Source organism: Rhizobium sp. RAF56 (assembly GCF_052113965.1).
GTDB lineage: Bacteria > Pseudomonadota > Alphaproteobacteria > Rhizobiales > Rhizobiaceae > Rhizobium.
On sequence record NZ_JBFRDU010000016.1, the window covers coordinates 52,290 to 71,095 of the forward strand.

The following is an 18,806-nucleotide window of genomic DNA, read 5'->3' on the forward strand; positions in this document are numbered from 1 at the left end:
GCCAACGGTCAGCAGGCGCTTTCAGAACAAATCTAAAGAGCGGCGACCGCCTCGGCTATCGCGCATCTGCAACATCACGAAAAATTGTTATGCTTAGAGAACGACGACTTCCGCCTTTGCGGACACGCGACCGAAGAGGTCGATGACGTCCTGGTTCAGCATCCGCACGCAGCCCGACGACGTCGCCTTACCGACGGACTGCCAGTCTGGCGTGCCGTGGATGCGATAAAGCGTATCCTTGCCGTTTTTGTAGATGTACATCGCGCGGGCGCCAAGCGGATTGGTCGGGCCCGGGTTCATGCCGCCGCGTTCGGCGGAGAGTGGCCGCATGTCCGGTTCGCGCGACACCATTTCGGCCGGTGGCGTCCAGCGCGGCCACTTCGTCTTCCACTGGATGACGCCACGGCCAGACCAGGCATAGCCTTCGCGGCCGAGACCCACCCCGTAGCGCATGGCCTTGCCGCCCGGCTCGACGAAATAGAGAAAGTGCGACTTGGTGTCGACGACGACCGTGCCCGGCTTTTCCACCGTCTGATAGTCCACTTCCTGGCGCAGGAACTGCGGAGGAATGCGCTGGTACGGAATGGCCGGCAGCATGAAATCATCTTCGTTCACCTGCGCATACATCGCCTGATGAACGGGATTGGAAACCGGCAGGCCATACGAGCTGTGGAACCGCGTGCGGAAGAGGTCGTGCACCTGCGACGGCGGGCGAACGCCGGAATTCGGCGGCAACACGACGAGGCTGGGAGGCGCCTGACGCTGCACCGGCGTTCCGTCCGGCCGATAGAACACCGGCGACGTCTCCTGCACGAAGCGATCCGGATCCGTGGCGCCGGTATCGGGAAAGAAGGTGCAGCCGGCAAGGGGCCCCAGCGACAGGCTGGAAGCGAGAAGCAGGCAACGGGACAGGGACATACGGACAACCATCGTCGGAAACCAGTTGAGGGAGCATCGATCGGCGATCATCATGGCGGAGCCGGCTGGCGCGAGGCTGGCGTAATCGGCAGCGACGCCAAAGTTCGTTTTCCCCTAGCCTGCACTCGCCCTAAAACCGTTGCCGCGCGGCGGGAGGATCGCATGAACGCGGATATCCTTGAGAGCCGAGCCGCTCGCGCGCATTGGCTGAAACTTGCCGACAAGGCGCTGAAGGGTGCCTATTTCAACGAAACCCTGGTGTCGGCGGAAGGAACAGCCGCGCCCGCCGATCTCGGCTTCGACGTGGTCATCCAAATTCCGGGTTGGGAGATCCGCGTTCAAAGCTATTGGTCCGCGTCAATCGTGACCGAGAAACGCCTGATGATCGACGAAGGCCCTTCCCAGTGGCGCCAGTATCGTAGCGAGACAGTGCTGGAGCCGAGGCCGACGATCTGGAAGCGAAAGATCGCCTCGCCGCCTGAGCCAATTGCGGCACCTGGATTGCCTGCTTCCGTCCCGACAAGCTTCAGTCGTTTTTCGTCATAGTCTTCCGGCGCCCATCTGTAACCGGTGGTGGCATTCTCTGAAAGATGAAACTCGACAACATCGCCCACCCTTGCCGGGAAACTGCGACCGTTATCGTTGTCTGTTATCATCACGGTCGGCGCCCTCTGTGCCGGTACGGGGTGATCCGCCGCAACAGAGGCTGCGACGAAACCCATGAGCAACACAATTGCCGCCACAGCGGTCTTCACCTTTGGCACTACAGGATCGTAACTCCATAGCTCTCTGGATAAAAGGCTGAATTTATATAGGCTTCGCTGGCATAGGCGAAACCGTGGTCGCCCCACGCCTTGCCCCAGCTGTTGCGCACGATGAAGCGACCGTTGGCCAGGTAGCCGACGAGCGCGACAGCGTGACCGCCGCGCACGGTGCCGGGCTGGAATGTGTCGAGGTTCCCTCCCGTGGCGGTCGCTTCATCCCAGGTACGATCGACATTCAGACCGACCAGGATCGGTCCGGTCGAGGCAAGCCACGCTCGCCAGCTCGGCAAATTCCTGCTCAGGTTAAAATAGGACGTGATCTTGCGTCCGGCGGCGGTTGCAAAGAACGTATTCTCCTGTCCGAGATACATCGCCGAACTGATGTGGAACGGCAGCATCGCTTCGGGTACCGCGCCGAAATTTCTCAATATGTCGACGGCCGACTTGAGGGTGGTTCCCGCTCCCTCGATCATCGTCTCGGGTCGCGAGGTGAATTGGTCGGTTTCCTTGCTTGCCATCCATGTGAAGCGTGGTGACAGCTTTTCGGTTTTCGCCAAGCGTCCTGCCTTCACGAGCATATAGCGCGCGACGCTGTCCGTCGAACTCCACCCGACGCATGATCCGGTGTGTTCCTGATCGCCGATATCCCACCACGCGGCGCGCAGGTCGACGCTCGCCGGCAGGGCTGCCGGCGCTTCCAACGCACCTGCGGCAAGAGCATGCTCGAATTGCCAATCCGTCTCGGTGCCGTGCGAAGTAACAAGGTTGCAGATGCGCTCCTGCTCGGGGCGCGCTTTCGCGGGCTTAGCCATTCAGTCCCCCTTTTTCCCAATCGCTTTATGTACCCAATATTTATAAAACCCAAGGTTTACGCGACGAAAATTACACGTCGAAATCGGGCGTGTCAATTAAACCATTGCGATTAGCTCGCAACCATATGCTCGCAAACGGATATAATACTGTCGGTGGGGAAAGATCAGGCCGATCGGCCTGTAAAAGGCGGTGCCAGGCCCGCCGAAGGCGCGAGGAAGCTTTTGTCGTTTCAGGCGGCCACGCTCTTGAAAAACGCGATGCTCTGTTCGATCTCGCCTGGCAGAGCCGTGGTATGCCCGCCCGGCATGACTGTTACCTCCATCTTCACGCCGCCGGCCGTTGCCCGCTTTGCCAAGAGCCCGGCACGCGTCGTGAAGTGCACCTCCTCCGAGCCATGCATCAGCTTCATCGGGCACTTGAAACTGTGGGCATAGCAGACCGGCGAGCGCATCTGGAATTCACGCGGGTTCTTGTCGTCGAAGCGGATGTCCTGCGGGTAGCGGTTGAAGAACGCGAACGCGTCTGGGTTACCCGAAATCGGCGTCGCCGCCCGGAAACGTCTGGCCGACATCGCCGCCAGCATCGCGAGCGTTCCGCCGACGCTGTGGCCGGCGAGAAACATCCGGTGCGGGTCGACGCCCGGCAAATGCCTCAGCCTATCGGAGGCCGAAAGCACATCGTCGACCTCGTCGTAGAAGCCGGAAAAATTGCCCTTTTGGCCGTTCTCGCCGCGCATCGACGGGATCATCACCACATAGCCCGCGTCCACATAGGGATCGACGAGCGCCCAGTGCCCCTGCCCCAGCGCGTTGCCGCCATGCAGGAAGAGCACGGCCGGGCGCGGCTTGCGTGTTCGCTCGTAGCGCGAGACCCAGGCCACAAGCTCCAGTTCGCCACCATAGCCGCTGCGATAGAAGACCTGTTCGGCACCTGGCGGGGCGATCAGCGGCTCGAAATTGTCCGGCGCCGGGCCTTTGTTCAACAGATGGGTGCGAAACTTCTTCCGCTCCTTCTCATAGTCGCCCGTCATCAGCTGCGGTTCGGCAGGAACGTCGAGAGCGCTTGCGATTTTCGGAACGATCAGGCTGGCGGCAAGTGTGGTGAGGAAGGTGCGGCGTCGAAAGGAAAATGCAGGCTCTTCAGGCGATGTCATATGCGCAATCCATAATTCCCGGTCGAACGAATCTGCACGGGATGGAAGCCGCGGCCAACTCACATTGCGGTGAATGCTTGAAGTCCGGTCCTAAACCGCCTTCGCCTTGATCATCGCCACCGGCGTTTCCAGCCGGTCCGCCTCGTACGGCGGCTTGTCCGGGCGCAGCCGCGAGATGCGGGGGAAGCGCATCGCCAACCCCGGCCTTATGCCTGGTCGAGCGGTTGATGCCCTCGAAGGCGATTTCGAGCACGAAGCCGAATTCGACCCCACGCACCGCGCCGAAGACGCGATATGGGTCACTCTCCCACTGATCGGTTCCAAACCCATGCCGGATTGGGCAGAGTGGGGTTATGTGGGTCGGCCAGCTAAAACCCTGACTACAGCCTAGAACGTCAGCTTGGCGCCGGCGCGGGCGGCGTGGTGGGTGTCGGTGGCGGAGAAGACGCCCTCATAGTCTGCAAAGAGGCTCCAATTGCCCTTTGTCGCATAGGTGATGCCGAGGCCGAGGCGCAGCCGGTCGCGGGCGGCATCCGGCGCTTTCACCGAGAATTGGGCAGCGTCGGCGCCGGCAAAGTTCATCGTCTGGCTGACGTCATCGCCGATCGTGTGCTCCCAGACGGTGCGGATGCGCGTGCTGACAACGCCACCTTCGACGTCGCTTTCATGCGTGAGCTCGACGCCGAGACCCGGAGTCAGCTCGGCATGCGAGCTGCTGTCGACATCGAGGTTGAAGGCGTCGGCCCCGCTTTCGCTGGTGCTATTGCGATGGACGAACGCAGTCGCCAGCGTCGCCAGCGGCGACAGCATGAAGTCCGACCCCATCGGCACCGCATAGGAGACTTCCGTCGAGGCATTCAGCGTGTTGCTCCAGCCGGTGCTCTTTGCCGTCAGGTCGAGGTTGGCCACCTTGATCTGACGATCGGTGCGCGTCTGGATGACGCCGCCCGCGATCGCGCCCGACACCGTCACCGGACCGCCCTTCCAGCGGCCGTAAAAGCCGAGCTGGCCGCCGTCGAAACGCGCCGACGTCAGGTTCTCGTCCGACTTGGCGTAGGTGTGGAGATAGCCGGCAGCAATGCCGCCGAGAAAATCACCGCCGCCCATCGTTTCGCTGAACTCGTAGCCGGCGGTCATGCCGCCGGTCGTCCAGTCGGTCTCGCTCGCATTGCCGTCACCCTCGAAATGGCCGCGGGCGCCGATCGGCGCGAACCAGGCGACACGCTGCGGATCTCGCTTCGGCGTCACGATGCCGGAGATCGCGGCCGTTGCCGCCGTCATGACGGGCGTCTCGACGTAACCGGCCTCGGAACCATTGGCGCCAACGCCGGTGCTGATCGCACCCGCGCCGCCGGTGCGGCCGAGCAGGCTCCGCGTGAACAGGCCGGAGGTCTCATCGATCACCTGCGTATAGCTTACGTGGCTTTCGCCCGAGGAAAGCTGCAGCGTCCGCAAGGCGTCCTCGACGCTCATACCCATCAGCGCGTCGTAGACGCCGTTGCCGGCGTTCAGCTGGTCTATGGCGCCGGCAACCGCGACCTCGCCGGGGGCGCCGCCGCCCCCGTCCTTAGCGACGGATGTGACGGTCTTGTCGTTGCGTGCCAGAGACAGGATCAGGGCGCTATTGCCCGCGGCTTCGCTCCAGCTCAGTGTCGGCGTCAGGAAGGCAAGTTTGGTGCTCGTCGTGAATGCGCCGTTGCCGGCCCTGGCTTGGGCGCGCAGGATCGTGTAGGTCGTGTTCGGCTGGTAGCTGCCGTCGGCGGCCTCGACCTCGACGTTGCCGCCGTTGACCGTAACTGTGCCGCTAACGTTCGTCAGGTCGCCCTTGCCCGCCGGGTTGGCGTTCACCAGGTAGGTCGAGCCACCCCTGAAGATCAGATCGCCCGCAACGGTCATCGTATCGATAGCGCCGCCGCCCGGCGACAGCGTGCCGCCGCTTTCGATTACTGTCGACCCGACCGTACCTGCGCCCTGCAGCTTGGCATTGGCAAAGACATCCAACGTGCCGCCCAAAAGGCCATCCACCTGAAGGACGCCGCCAACGACGTGGGTGTTGCCGGTGAAGCCGGAACTGTCACCGGTCAGGATCGTCGTGCCCGCCAGTTGCTTGATCGTGCCGCGGCCTGAGATCGGAGCATCAAATGTGTAGTCGGCCGAGGTGTGATTGAACACCAGGCGGCCGGCGCCGGCGCCGAAGGTGAACGAGGCGGCCGAGAGGAGCCCCGGAACCGCAGCCGGCTCCCCTTCGGCAGCGCCGATGTTGACGACGCCGATTGACTGTTCTTGCGCCGCGACATTGACCGTGTCCTCGGCAACCAGTGAGCCGCCGTTCTTCAGCGTGAGGTTGCCGATGCCGTCATTGGCGACAATGAGACTGCCGCTGCTGTCATTGCCGACAGTGAGGTCGCCGTCATCGCCCACAGCGAGACCGCCGCTGCCAGTGCCTCTAACAATCTTCCAGGTCGATCCCGCGCCGTCGATCGTTACCGTGCCTTTGCTGTTGACGCCGTAGCCGAGGTAGCTAATGACGCTTGTGACATTGCCGCCGTTGCTGACGACCAGAGAGCCGGATGAGTTATCGCGGACGCCGATGCCGAACGCCTCGCCTTCTGTCATCTCCCATGCCGACCCCGCGCCGTCGACGGTCACAATGCCTTGGCCACCCTCGTCTGCGCCGATGCCGCCGATGCCGCTTGCGACGACCTTGCCGCCGTTGCTGACGACGAGTGTGCCGGTTCCCCTCGTTCCGACGACCAAGGAGGTACCGCCTGGCAGATCCCATAGGGAACCAACACCGTCCACCGTGACCGTGCCTTCACTTCCCGAATCGTAGCCCAAGACTACGCCCAACTCAGCGTCCAAGGACTGCAAGTGACCGCCATCCCGGATCGTCAGCTTACCGGCCCCGTTTTCACCGATATCAATCGCGCCGGTTTGTGCGACGCCATCAAGGACGGGGCTATTTGCGCCAATCGCGTCGATGAAAGTGAAACCGGTATTGCTATCAGGCACCCCAGCATCCCAGTTGGCGCTATCGAACCAATCGGTACTGGCGGCTGTGGGTAACCATGACGTGTCCGCAGCGTGCGCCGGGCCGCCGAGTGCAATGGTCGCGCATCCGAACATGGAGACGAGGCTAGTGCTGCTCTTGAACATAGATAAGCGCTTCATGCGCAGACGCTCCATTAGTATCAATAAAATTGCATCTGGTTGTAATTAACTCCATGGGTAGAATATTTTTAGAATAAATATTCGCTCTTTCCGTGCATAATGAGTGTCATTGCGTGAGAAAGAAGCGGCGTGTGGCATCACAGACACATACGCCCGCGCGCCAGATGGAGCGTCCTCCTTCCGGCTGCGGCAAAAGCCAGTTCATTTGCAGAAAACCCATGCCCTCGCGGCCGACAAAGCACGGCCACTGTCCACGCCTCGGTGCGCGCAGCGGCCGGCTCCTCGCACTGATTCGTGACGCGCGTTGATTGTGTGCCGCCGCAGCCACCACACGCGGCGAGTTTGTTCTCCCGCAATTCCGGACGGAAAACCGCTTCGCACTTTTCCTGGAATTTTGTTTCCCGCAATTCCGGACGGAAAACCGCTTCGCACTTTTCCTGGAATTGCTTTAGACCGCCTTCGCGTCGATCATCGCCACCAGCGTTTCCAGCCGGTCGGCCTCGTAGGGTGGCTTGTCGGGGCGCAGCCGTGCGATGCGGGGGAAGCGCATTGCCACGCCTGACTTATGCCGGGTCGAGCGGTTGATGCCTTCGAAGGCGACTTCGAGGACGAAGCCGAAATCGCGCTCGGCGCGGACCGCACGCACCGGGCCGAAGCGCTCCACCGTGTTGTTGCGGACGAACTTGTCGAGGATTTCGAGTTCCGCGTCGGTGAAGCCGAAATAGGCCTTGCCGACCGGCACCAGCTGCTCGCCATCCGGTGTCATCGCCCAGACCCCGAAGGTGAAATCGGAGTAGTAGCTCGATCGCTTGCCATGACCGCGCTGCGCATACATCAGCACCGCGTCGACGTTAAAGGGATCGCGCTTCCACTTGAACCACGGACCCTTGGGGCGGCCGGCCTGATAGGGGCTGTCACGGCGCTTGATCATGACGCCTTCGATGACGGGATCGGGTGGTGAAGCGCGCAAGCGGTCGAGCTCGTCCCAGGACGAGAAGGCAACCAGCGACGAGAGGTCGAAACGATCATGAGGGGCGGCCTCGATGATCTCGGAGAGCCGTTCGCGCCGCTCGATGAAGCTGCGGGAGCGGACATCCTCCTCGCCGTCGAAAAGCAGGTCGTAGGCGCGGATGAAGGCGGGATAATCTTCCAGCATGCGGGCGTTGACGGTTTTTCGGTTCAGTCGCTGCTGCAGGTCGGAGAAGCTGCGGGTCGGGGCATTGGAGCGCGCCGTGCCGCCGATCAAAAGCTCGCCGTCGACGACGCCCTCGAAGCTGATCGCCTCGACGATATCGGGAAAAGCCCCGGAAATGTCGTCGCCGGAACGCGAATAGAGCCGGCGCATGTCGCCGGCGCGCGACAGCTGAACGCGGATGCCGTCCCATTTCCATTCGGCGGCATAGTCGGCGGGGTCGAGATTGTCCACGGCACCCGCCTCGACCGGATGGGCGAGCATGACCGAATGGAAAATCGCCGGCGTCGCCAAAACCGGTTTGTCGCCCTCTCCTTCGAGCCAGGCGAAGAGGCTTTCGTAGGGCGGCTGCAACCCGTGCCACAGCGTCTCGATCTCGGCGACATCCCTGCCCGAAAGCTCCGCCAGCGCCTGCTTGGCAAGCCCCGCCGAAACGCCGATACGGAGCGCCCCCGTTGCGAGCTTCAGGAAGGCGAAGCGGCCGGACGCGTCCAGCTGGTCGAGCAGCTCGCGCACATAGCCGCGCACCTCGGTGCGGCCGAGCGCATTCATGCGCCGCACCACCTCGCCGAGCTTCGGCGCGATGCCCGGCGCCCTGTCGATCTCGCTTTCCCTGTCCCAGACCAGCGAAATCGTCTCGGCGAGATCGCCGACGTAGTCGTAGGAATAGCGAAACAGCACCTCGTCCATTTGCTCCAGAACGAGATCGCGCAGCATCGCCGGCTTGACGTTCTGCACCTTGAGCGTGCCGGCGATGGCGGCGAGCCCGTAGCCGCGGTCCGGGTCAGGCGTCTCGCGGAAATAGTCCGTCATCAGCTTCAGCTTGCCGTTGCGGCTCGGTGTCAGCACGAGGCGGTCCAGCAGCGTGGCGAAGGCCTTCATCAATCCCCCTCGTCTTCGTAGCCTATGAGATGCAGCGGCTTTGCCGAGATGCCGTTAAGCTCGCACCAGCGCACCAGCGCCTCCTCGCGCCCATGCGTGACCCACACCTCGCCGGGCTTCAGTTCGGCGATCGTCTTCGTCAGTTCGGGCCAGTCGCAATGATCGGAGATGACCAGCGGCAGCTCGACGCCGCGCTGTTTGGCGCGCTGGCGCACCATCATCCAGCCGGAGGCGAAGGCGGCAACGGGATCGGCGAAGCGGCGCGCCCAGCGATCCGCGAATGCCGAGGGCGGGCCGACGACCACGGCGCCCGCGAAGGATTGACGGTCCCGGCCCTCCTCGGTTGCGGGCCTGAGATCCCCGAGATCCACGCCTTGCTCGACATAATAGTCGCAGAGCCGCTCCAGCGCGCCGTGAATGAAGATCGGAAGATCGTATCCCGCGTCGCGCAGCAGCCGGATGACGCGCTGCGCCTTGCCGAGCGCATAGGCGCCGACGAGATGGGTGCGCTCGGGAAACTGTTTCAACGAGGCAAGCAGCCGGCCCGTCTCCGCCATCGGATCGGGGTGATGGAAGACCGGCAGGCCAAACGTCGCCTCGGTGATGAACACATCGCAGGCGACTGGCACATACGCCGCGCAGGTGGGATCGGGACGGCGCTTGTAGTCGCCGGAAACGACGATGCGCATGCCCTCCTTCTCGACCGCGATCTGCGCCGAGCCGAGCACGTGGCCGGCCGGATGAAAGGAGACGCGCACGCCGTTGATCGCAACTATTTCACCGAAAGCGACCGCTTGTTCGGATCCGGCAAAGTCGTCCCCATAGCGAAGGCGCATGATGTCGAGCGTCTGGCGGGTCGCCATCACATGGGTGTGGCCGGAACGGGCATGGTCGGAATGGCCATGGGTAACCAGCGCCCTCTCGACCGGCCGCACGGGATCGATATGGAAGCCGCCAAGCGGACAATAAAGCCCTTCAGGGGCAGGATAGAGCAGCTGATCGGGCCTCATCCGCAAAAAGATAGCCGCATTTCGGCAAAGGGCCAGAGAGGCGGGTTAAGTCATCCCATGTTTGGGCTTTACCGGAGATCCGACGCTGACCAGGTCATCGTCATTCGGGAAGGACATAGCGTGTCAACACGGCTTCACCCTGTTCAATTCCGATTTCGACGACTTCATTCACCAGCCCCTCGGAGCCGGCCAATTCCTGCAAGATCAGATCAAAGAGTTGCCGTTGTAGTGTCGGCAACACTTGCGGAACGATGATTACAAGGCCGGCGTGCAATTCCTGCTTGCCGTGGAGCTTCCTGAAGTCGCGCGCATTATTCGTCACGAAAGTGAAATCCTGCTCGACAATCCGAGGCATCAGATCCCAGTCGGTTTCGCCACTCAGCCCCAACCAATTCACGTGATAGCAGTCATGCCCATGACTTTGAGCCACAGCCACAAGCGACGTGTGCAAGCATTCGTCTATGAGAAATTTCACGAAGGAGTGTCCGACGATTTTCCTTTGCTCTCGCGGCCGAGAGACAGCCGCTTGACTGCCTTCACTTCCAGCCCCTGTTCCGAGAGTTTTCGCGGTCTTCCCCGGACGGGATGCGCTGCCGCCCAGATTTCGGCGAGTTCTATCAGGCGCGGGGTGATCGCAGGATAACCCTCGACGATTTCCTCGACACTCGCGCCCTGCCCCCTGATCGCGGCAATCATCCGCACTGGAACGCGCGTTCCCTTGAAAACCGGCTCCCCGGCAACGACACCTCTCTTGCTGTGGATCGATCGTTCTGCCTCACGCAGTGCGTCGGCCCGCGCTGCCAATTGCAGCCTTGCCCTTGTGACGTCGACGATCAGATATTCGTCCGCTCGCACGGTATCGACGCCGGGGCTCTTTTCGATCGTGTCAAACAAACGCTTGCGGCGCTCAGCCGACAGGATCGATCCGATGCCATACCAGAGCTTCAGCCGAAGAAGATCATCGTCGTTGAGCGTTCTGCCACGCGTTCCAGGAAGGCGGGTTGCGAGGATCTGCTTGTCGATCGCGCTGTGAACCGATTTTACCGCGATCTCACTGACCGCCGCTGCCTCGGCGGGCGTATATTCATGAACTGCACCGGCCATAATCATTCTCCTTGCGGAGAATATATAATGCGCGGAATCCCGACTGTAAAGAATTGCCCGGCAACGATGCCTGCAAAGTCGGGCTTTACCGCCGAACGGAACTTAGACTTCCGCGCGCAGCAGCTCTTCCACCGCAAGCGCGGTCACGGGGCCGGAGAAGTGAAAGCCTTGCGCTTCGTCGCATTGGCTCTCGCGCAGGAACGCGAGCTGTTCCTCGGTCTCTACGCCCTCGGCGATGACAGCGAGATTGAGTTTGCGGGCAAGCGAGATGACGGCGGAAGCGATCGCCGCGGTGGTTTCGTCGCGCGGCAGGGCCTCGACGAGGGAGCGATCCATCTTCAGGCGATGGAAGGGAAAAGTCTTCAGCGCCGCAAGGCTCGAATAACCGGTGCCGAAATCGTCGATCGAGAGCCGAACGCCGAAGGCTTCCAGCGCCTGCATGACGGCAAGCGCACGCGGCACATCCTGCATCAGCGTGCTCTCGGTCAGCTCCAGTTCCAGCCAGCGCGGATCGAGCCCGCTCGTTTCCAGCGCCTCGCGGACATGATCGGCCAGCGCCGGATCGCTGAATTGCCGCGCCGAGACGTTGACGGCGACTGTCACCGGCTTCAGCCCCATGTCCTGCCAGGCCTTGTTCTGGCGGCAGGCTTCGTTGAGCACGAAGAGGCCGAGCGGAATGATGAGTTTGCTTTCCTCCGCCAGCGGAATGAAATCGGCGGGTGCGAGCACGCCGCTCTGCGGATGGCGCCACCGCGCCAGTGCTTCGAGCCCGATGATGCGGCCCGAGGCGACATCCACCTGCGGCTGATACTCGAGGAAGATTTCCTTGCCGCCGATCGCCAGGCGCAACTCATCCTGCTCCGAAAGGGGTGCGACCACCTTATCGGGACGTTGGCTAAGATAATTGAGCCTGTTGCGGCCGAGATCCTTGGCCTGGTAGAGGGCCGCGTCCGCGCTGGCGACCAGTTCCTCGGCGGTGTCGCCATCGAAGGGAAAGGTCGCGACGCCGATGCTGCTCGTCACCGTGACCTCTTCGTCCCCGACGAGAACGGGGCGCAGGAACGCCTTGTGAAGATCGCGCAAACGGCGCGTGATACCGGCGTCGTGCCGCGCCTGATGGACGAGCACCAGCAGGAATTCGTCACCGCCGAGACGGACGACCATATCCGAGCCGCGGGCACAATTGACCATGCGCGCCGACAGTTCCTTGAGCACTTCGTCGCCGGCGGCGTGGCCGCGGCGGTCGTTGATCTGCTTGAAATTGTCGAGGTCGACATAGGCGACCGTGACCTTGCGGCCGTTGCGGCGCGCCTGGAACAGCGTGCTTGCCATCTGCTCCTTGAAGTGCGCGCGGTTCGGCAATCCAGTCAGCGCGTCGTGGTGAGCCATGAAGTAGATGCGGTCTTCGACGCGCTTGCGCTCGATGGCGATGCCGGCGATGTGGGTGGCGATCGCGATCAGCTCCAGCTCATGCGCGGTCGGGCTGCGCACCTGCGAAGAGTAAAGCGCGAAAGTGCCGAGCACATTGCCCTGCGAGGTCATGATCGGCGTTGCCCAGCTGGACCGGATATCGAACTGCGCGGCAACGCTGCGAATATCCGCCCAAAGGGGATCGGTCTGCGTATCGCTGACGATGACCGGCTTGCCACGCCACGCGGCCGTGCCGGCGGAACCGCAGTTCGGGCCGATGGCAATCCCGTCGATCAGCTGGCGGTAGGCCGTCGGCAGACCCGAGCCGCCGCCGTGATGGAGATGCGTCCCCTTCGGGTCGAGCAGCAGTACCGATCCGACGACGCGCTCAAGTTGCTCTTCGACAAGAAGCACCAGCGCGTCGAGGATCGCCTGCAGCGGTTCTCCCTTGGCGATCATTTCCAGCACTTCGGCCTGGCATCTGCGTATATGATCCTGATGCTTGCGCTCGGTGATGTCGCGTGAAATGCCGATCAGCCCGACGACGTCCCCTTCTTCGTTGCGCAAGGGGATCTTCGATGTCAGCCGGTAATTTGGCCTGCCGCCGGCCGATAGCGATGGCAGAAACTCCTCCATGTCGATCTGCGGCTTGCCCGTCGCCAGAATGTCCTGCTCGATGCGAAAAAGCTCGGCCGCGGTCTCCTGCGGCCAAACGTCGAAGTCGGTCTTGCCGACGAGCACGCTCGCGCAATCGACGCCCATCGACTTGGCCGTCGCGGCGTTGGCGAAGACGAAGCGGCCGTTGCAATCCTTTACGTAGAGACAATCAGGCAGTTCGTGGGCGATCGCCTTCAACGGCAGCTGTTCCATGCCCTCGAAGACATTGGGCGCGTTCGCCGTCATGAGGAGTTGAACGGCGCAGAGCAGCCGTTGGGTTTCGGCGCGCAAATCTTCGCCGACCTCCTCCGGCAGTAAAGCCGTCGTGCTCATGATGCGCTGTCCCCGCTGCCCTTAGCTACTTTGACTAAACCAGAACCATCAACTCCTATCCTAGCGTGTGTTCCCTTCGGGCCGCTTAAGGGGAAAGGTAAATCAAATGCCAAGCCGGTAACCGGGATTGTCTGCAATTGCCTGTCGAACCCACGCATCAAAAGATTTCATCGAAACATCTCGCGCAGCGGCTTCAATTTCGCCGGCGCCACGCATAGGTTCCGTCGCCTGCAACGAGGGGAGGTCTTCATGCTCACGATCTACGGCGTTTATCGTTCGCGCGCGTCGCGCAACTATTGGATGGCGCACGAATTGGGCATCGCGTTTCACTCGGTTCCGGTCATACAGGCGCGCCGCCTGGACAACCCGCTCGCCTCCGACGCGCCGATCAACACGTTGTCGCCGGCATTCCTTGCCGTAAACCCCATGGGGCTGATCCCGAGCATCAAGGACGGCGACCTCGTCATGCACGAGTCGCTCGCCATCAATCTCTACCTCGCCCGCAAGTATGGCAGCGCACTCGGCGGACAGAGCGTGGCGGAAGAAGGGTTGATCACCATGTGGTCGGTCTGGGCGGCCACCGAAGTCGAGCCGCATACGGTCAGGATCGTATTGATCCATGACGACCAACTGGAGGACACGGAAGCCGGTCGGGCCGCGATCGAGGTTGCATGCCGTGCAATCAAGCGGCCGCTCGATGTGCTCGAAACCCGGCTTCAGAGCCAAGACTATATCGTCGGCGATCGCTTCACCGCTGCCGATCTCAACGTCGCGGAAGTGCTGCGCTACGCCCAGACCGAGAACCAACTGTTCGACGGTCGCCCGAAGCTCAAGGCCTGGATCGAGCGCTGCCAGTCGCGCCCCGCCTACAAGGCGATGCAGGAAACACGCTCGACCGAGCCGGCTTGAGGCAACTTGCGCGTAGCAGCTTGGCATGGCCAAAGGCCGGTGGTAATCTTTACCACCGACCGATTTCAGAGATACCCATGGCGAATGTCGAAAAAATCAGCGTCTCCATGACGCCCGAACAGGCCGATTTGCTCAAGGACGCCGTCAACAGCGGCGCCTATGCCAGCAGTAGCGAAGTGATCCGGGAAGCCATGCGTGATTGGTCCGCCAAATGGGAAACGCGCAAGGGCGATATGGAGCGCCTGCGCGCCCTCTGGGCCGAAGGCAAGGCAAGCGGTGCGGCCACGCCCGTCGATTTTGACGATGCTCTCGATGAGGCGCGTCGGGAAGCAAAGTCTGCAGCGACGCATGCCCGCTAAGCTTGTTTGGACACCTCCCGCGCGCGCCGGAGCTAAGAAAATCTACGTCGATATCGCCCGCACGCAGCCCGAGGCGGCGGAGCGGTATTTCAAACGCTTTCGCGATAAGGCCTTGATGCTGATCGATCAACCGCGCCTTCGACGGCGCCATCCCGAAATCAGCCCATCCGCGCGGATGCTCGTCGAAGCCCCCTATGTAATCCTCGACGAGACCTGCCCCGACACCGACGAAGGCCCAGTGGACCTCGTCGAGATCGTTCATGTCCTGGATGGCCGGCGTGATCTGCGCGGACTGTATTAGAGCATCCTGCCGACAAAGCTCAACGGATAGCCTGCCGATCCGAATTCCCGCCCCTAGTCGAAAAGCTTCATGGTCTCGGCCATCTCGTCGCGGATCCAGGCTTTGAACGCGGTCACCTTCCTCGGTTCGCGCATGCCTTCGGCCGTTATGAAGTAGTGGCCGAAGCCGGTCTTGACGCGGAGCCCGAAGGGATCGACGAGGCATTTCTGGGCGAGCGCAAATGCCGCCAGCGTCTGCCAGGCGAGCATCACCCCCTGCCCGGCGATCGCGGCATCGAGGCAGAGCGAAGCGTCGTTGAAGACATGCCGCTCTTCGATATGTGCGTCCGGCAAGCCTACCGCCTCGAACCACGTCGCCCAGGTGAACATGGCATGGTCGTCGATCACCGCGGGCACGGCGATGAGGTCGGCGGGTTTCCTTAGAACGGCCGCGAGTTGGGGCGCCAAGACCGGAAAGATCTCCTGCTCGAGCAGGAGTTCGGCCTTCACGCCGGGCCAATGGCCGCTTCCGACGCGTATGCCGATATCGACATCCGAGGCGCCCGGATTGACGAGCTGGGTTGTCGCGTCGATGCGCAGGCGGATTTCGGGATGGCGCGTCGCAAAGCGATGCAGCCGGTGCACCAGCCAGCGGGCGGCCAGAACCGGTGCGACCGAAACAGTCAGCACGGTTTCGTCGCGATGATGCGCCATGGCGACTGCTTCCGACAGCATCGAAAAGCCCTCGCCGAGCCGGTTGAGAACCGGTGCGCCCGCCTCGGTGACGACCATGCCTTTGGGCGTGCGTTCGAAAAGCGCGCGCCCAAGCTGCGCTTCCGCCTTGATGACCTGCTGGCTGACGGCGCCGATGGTGACGCCGAGTTCTTCGGCCGCCGCCTGCAGCGAGCCGAGGCGGGCGACCGCTTCCAGCGCGCGCAATCCGTTCAAATGTACCGTCGCAAGGTTTCGCATGTAGTTTATCTATAGCGGCACCCAGGCAATCTCAATTGAATCCCACTACGAAAGCGCGAAAATAGATCGCATCGGAAGCGCAGCGCTTTCATTTCTGGCAGATCTCTATGCCGTGCGGTCCGATCGCTGTGGAGGCGTGCTCATGTTCATGCTCAAGTTTTTCTCAAGGCAAGTCGATATCGTGGCTGATCACAGAGGCGCCGGTAAAACCGCGTCACATTTTTCCTGGAATTACTCTCAGCTTGCGGCCGATCCGCTGTCGCACCCCGATCTTGCGGCGATGTCGATGAACGAACTCGCCGACCTGCCACTGATGCCGGAAAATCTCGGCCGCCAGGTGGGGCAAAGCGAAGGCTGCCGGCACCACCACTGAGGGCCTCGCTTTCCCGATTTCTCGGCGTTACTCTCGCCCGGGGCCGTTTGAGGTAAGGCAATGGACGACGCAAGCAGCGACCGGCTTTTCACACGCATCCGGACATTGGCCGAGGTGGCGGATCTGCCCGAGGTTGAGCTAGGGACGTCCTACGGGAGGCCGGCGCTGAAGGTTGGCGGCAAGGGTTTTGCCATCGTCAAGGATGACGAAACGATCGTCATCGCCGTTGCGATTGCCGATAAGGAACTGCTGATCGAGATGGCGCCCGACATCTACTATCAGACCGATCACTACGTCGGCTGGCCGTCGCTGCCGCTGCGTGCCGCCGCGATCGGCGACGAGGAACTGAAGCAGCGGCTGATCGATGCCTGGCGGTTTCGCGCCCCGAGCAAGCAGCGCGCCATCTTCGACCAGCGGCCTCGTTAGAACGGTTCCGTTTTTCTTCGAAAGACGGAAACGTTCTATCTTTTTTGTTTTTCGCAATTTCGAACGGAAAACGGCGTCACACTTTTCCTGGAATTGCAGCAGGGCCTTTGCGCCTTCGGCAAGCCTTCAGCCCACTTCCTTCGCCAGCGCCCGTTGAACGGCCGGACGCTCCAACATGCGGGCGTGATGATCGGCAAGCTTCGGCAGACCGGCGATATCGACGCCGTCCCCCTCTGCCCAACCAAACAGGGTGAAGAGATAGGGGTCCGCCACGGAGTAGCTGCTGCCCATGACCCAGGGTCCCTCGAGCATCTTGTCCTCGACGAGACGGAGGCATTCGGTCATGGTGTGCGGCACCTTGGCCTTCATCGCTTCCTGCGCCTGCAAATCATCCGTCCAGCGGTAGCCGCGGCGGCCGTGAGCGTGGTTCACATGGACGGTGGAGCTCAGATAGTTGTTGAACGCCTGCATGCGCGCGAATTCGAAGTAATCGTCGAGCGGCGCAAGCCGCGCGGATGGGGCCACCTGGGCGATATAGGCGAGAATGGCGGGGTTTTCGGTGATGACGCCCTTGTCGGTGGCGAGCGCGGGAACGCGACCCTTGGGATTGACCGCGAGATAATCGGGCGAACGCTGCTCGGCCTTGGCGAAATTGACCCGCCTTGCCTCGTAGGCGAGCCCGGACTCTTCAAGGGCAATCAGACTTGCACGCGCGCAGCTATCCGGCGAGAAGTAGAATGTCAGCATCAGCTCGGCTCCGTTTCATCATTCCGAATCTTGATCTTATAGCGCGTTACAAGCGCTCTCGGAACGATGAAGGTAGCAATGCGCGGTAAACGCTTCGGAACGTAGCCAACTTGCGGGGGCAAGCCGCTATCGGGCAAGAGCGCGAGAGCAGATCTGCTTTTCCTTGAATCGCAGATCCGCTCTATCTTTTTGTTTTCACGCAATTCCGGACGGAAAACCGTTTCACACTTTTCCTGGAACTGCGCTAGGCCGACCTCGCCTCCTTCTGCGCCGCCAACTCCTTGACGAAAGCCTCGACGCGGCTCCGGTCGTGCGGCGCGCCCCATAGGGCCCGCCGGAGCCAAATCTCGATCCGTTTTTGCGGGAGCGCAGCGATCGCCAGCGAAAGGACGAACACCAAATAGGCCCAATGTCCCGTCGGTGTCTCGCCGCCGAGGGGGAATATGTCGAGGAGCCAAACCCGCCAAGCGTCGAATGTCGCCGCTATGTCCGGGCGTCGCAGGGCGTGGGCGACGGGCTGCACGACGGACGGCGCGGTCGCGAGGGTGAAGACCACCGAATAGGCCGCCGAGGCCGCCGCGGTAAAGCGCGGCAGTCGCCAATTGCCGAGCGGCCGCCGGCCCATCTCATCGAACGGAATGAGCAGAAACGACCCGAACGCGCTCAGGAACAAAAGATAGAAGGGAATGGCGTCGAAGATATCCCCGATGCGCAACCGCCCTTCCCAGATATCGATGAAAAGCATCGGAAACGGCTCCGCCGACATAAACCATACCGCAACGGCCAGGCTCCAGAGCCAACTCATACGCAGATATTGAATGCGCCCGACCATGCTGACGAACACCATGCCGCCCACAGCCAGGAAGCCGATCGGCTTGACGTCGCGCAACAGCAGGTTTTCGAGGGGATCGCAAGTGCCGCTCTTTTCCGAGCAACCAGACGTCTGAACGAGGACCCAGGCGATATAATCGAAGTAAACGGCGAAAAACAAAAAGGTGGCGATGGAGATCAACGTCCACCAAAGGTAACGACCAGCAAACAATTTCCCGCTCCCTACGCAGCGATACCAGCGTGAAAGACCTTATTATAGACCTTGCTGCGGAATAGTATTCTGCAAATACTTACCTAGCTTGATTTAGATTAATGAAATCAATATTTTATGCGATTGTATGCGCATGTGTATTTGCGGATATACTTATAATCATTGCATCACAATGACTTATGACCGCTTTCGGAGAGCGCGTGATCCTAGGCCTAGCCGGACTGAAATACCGCGGCGGATGCCGCCGCGGTGATGATTGCCGTTGTCCAAGAAAGCGGAGAGCCTCGAAGGC

18 protein-coding genes and 1 pseudogene are annotated in these 18,806 nt (G+C 61.8%); 5 read left to right on the forward strand and 14 right to left on the reverse strand.

The annotated features are described in order from the left end of the window. Positions 1-93 precede the first annotated feature (93 nt). The 11 genes and pseudogenes from AB4048_RS15330 to AB4048_RS15380 form a co-directional block, all read right to left on the reverse strand. On the reverse strand, positions 94-918 hold the full coding sequence (locus AB4048_RS15330; protein ID WP_442202827.1) for a L,D-transpeptidase: 825 nt from the start codon (positions 916-918) through the stop codon (positions 94-96). Positions 919-1,262: 344 nt separating this feature from the next. Next, positions 1,263-1,640, reverse strand: a complete 378-nt coding sequence (locus AB4048_RS15335) for a protease inhibitor I42 family protein (protein ID WP_442202919.1) — start codon at positions 1,638-1,640, stop codon at positions 1,263-1,265. Between the two features lie 41 nt (positions 1,641-1,681). After that, positions 1,682-2,494: a C1 family peptidase gene (locus AB4048_RS15340; protein ID WP_442202828.1), complete on the reverse strand. Its 813-nt coding sequence runs from the start codon at positions 2,492-2,494 to the stop codon at positions 1,682-1,684. A 230-nt stretch (positions 2,495-2,724) separates the two neighbouring features. Then, positions 2,725-3,648 (reverse strand): alpha/beta hydrolase family protein, encoded by a 924-nt coding sequence (locus AB4048_RS15345; RefSeq protein WP_442202829.1) that lies wholly within the window; start codon positions 3,646-3,648, stop codon positions 2,725-2,727. Between the two features lie 90 nt (positions 3,649-3,738). Further along, positions 3,739-3,934, reverse strand: a pseudogene (locus AB4048_RS15350) (cisplatin damage response ATP-dependent DNA ligase); the annotation flags it as partial. 101 nt (positions 3,935-4,035) lie between these two features. Beyond that, entirely contained in the window at positions 4,036-6,819 is a 2,784-nt protein-coding gene (locus AB4048_RS15355; RefSeq protein WP_442202830.1) for an autotransporter domain-containing protein, read from the reverse strand. Positions 6,820-7,267: 448 nt separating this feature from the next. Then, entirely contained in the window at positions 7,268-8,893 is a 1,626-nt protein-coding gene (locus AB4048_RS15360) for a cisplatin damage response ATP-dependent DNA ligase (RefSeq protein ID WP_442202831.1), read from the reverse strand. Continuing rightward, positions 8,893-9,903, reverse strand: a complete 1,011-nt coding sequence (locus tag AB4048_RS15365; RefSeq protein ID WP_442202832.1) for a ligase-associated DNA damage response exonuclease — start codon at positions 9,901-9,903, stop codon at positions 8,893-8,895. Before AB4048_RS15365 ends, AB4048_RS15360 begins: the two co-directional genes overlap by 1 nt. Before the next feature lie 100 nt (positions 9,904-10,003). Further along, positions 10,004-10,378 (reverse strand): DUF5615 family PIN-like protein, encoded by a 375-nt coding sequence (locus AB4048_RS15370; protein WP_442202833.1) that lies wholly within the window; start codon positions 10,376-10,378, stop codon positions 10,004-10,006. Continuing rightward, positions 10,375-11,007 (reverse strand): DUF433 domain-containing protein, encoded by a 633-nt coding sequence (locus tag AB4048_RS15375; RefSeq protein WP_442202834.1) that lies wholly within the window; start codon positions 11,005-11,007, stop codon positions 10,375-10,377. The genes AB4048_RS15370 and AB4048_RS15375 overlap by 4 nt, the downstream gene beginning before the upstream one ends. Positions 11,008-11,109: 102 nt before the next feature. Then, complete coding sequence (locus tag AB4048_RS15380) at positions 11,110-13,407, reverse strand: putative bifunctional diguanylate cyclase/phosphodiesterase (protein WP_442202835.1); 2,298 nt, start codon at positions 13,405-13,407, stop codon at positions 11,110-11,112. Between the two features lie 249 nt (positions 13,408-13,656). On the opposite strand from AB4048_RS15380, the gene AB4048_RS15385 reads away from it, so the two are divergent. The 3 genes from AB4048_RS15385 (at position 13,657) to AB4048_RS15395 (ending at position 14,976) form a co-directional block, all read left to right on the forward strand. Next, on the forward strand, positions 13,657-14,316 hold the full coding sequence (locus AB4048_RS15385; protein WP_442202836.1) for a glutathione S-transferase family protein: 660 nt from the start codon (positions 13,657-13,659) through the stop codon (positions 14,314-14,316). A gap of 77 nt (positions 14,317-14,393) precedes the next feature. Further along, positions 14,394-14,675 (forward strand): ribbon-helix-helix domain-containing protein, encoded by a 282-nt coding sequence (locus AB4048_RS15390; protein WP_442202837.1) that lies wholly within the window; start codon positions 14,394-14,396, stop codon positions 14,673-14,675. Continuing rightward, positions 14,665-14,976, forward strand: a complete 312-nt coding sequence (locus tag AB4048_RS15395; protein ID WP_442202838.1) for a type II toxin-antitoxin system RelE/ParE family toxin — start codon at positions 14,665-14,667, stop codon at positions 14,974-14,976. Before AB4048_RS15390 ends, AB4048_RS15395 begins: the two co-directional genes overlap by 11 nt. Positions 14,977-15,029: 53 nt before the next feature. Here AB4048_RS15395 and AB4048_RS15400 read toward each other — a convergent pair whose 3' ends face one another. Further along, complete coding sequence (locus AB4048_RS15400; protein ID WP_442202839.1) at positions 15,030-15,926, reverse strand: LysR substrate-binding domain-containing protein; 897 nt, start codon at positions 15,924-15,926, stop codon at positions 15,030-15,032. Between the two features lie 142 nt (positions 15,927-16,068). Between AB4048_RS15400 and AB4048_RS15405 the strand changes: the two genes are divergently transcribed. Further along, positions 16,069-16,299: a hypothetical protein gene (locus tag AB4048_RS15405; protein WP_442202840.1), complete on the forward strand. Its 231-nt coding sequence runs from the start codon at positions 16,069-16,071 to the stop codon at positions 16,297-16,299. Positions 16,300-16,359: 60 nt separating this feature from the next. After that, positions 16,360-16,725, forward strand: a complete 366-nt coding sequence (locus AB4048_RS15410; protein WP_442202841.1) for an MmcQ/YjbR family DNA-binding protein — start codon at positions 16,360-16,362, stop codon at positions 16,723-16,725. A 126-nt stretch (positions 16,726-16,851) separates the two neighbouring features. Here the strand turns inward: AB4048_RS15410 and AB4048_RS15415 are convergent, their stop codons facing one another. Both AB4048_RS15415 and AB4048_RS15420 read right to left on the reverse strand, forming a co-directional pair. Then, entirely contained in the window at positions 16,852-17,472 is a 621-nt protein-coding gene (locus tag AB4048_RS15415) for a glutathione S-transferase family protein (protein WP_442202842.1), read from the reverse strand. A 244-nt stretch (positions 17,473-17,716) separates the two neighbouring features. Further along, the gene (locus AB4048_RS15420; RefSeq protein WP_442202843.1) at positions 17,717-18,514 is read right to left on the reverse strand and encodes a hypothetical protein; all 798 of its coding nucleotides are present in this window, start codon (positions 18,512-18,514) and stop codon (positions 17,717-17,719) included. Between the last annotated feature and the right edge of the window lie 292 nt (positions 18,515-18,806).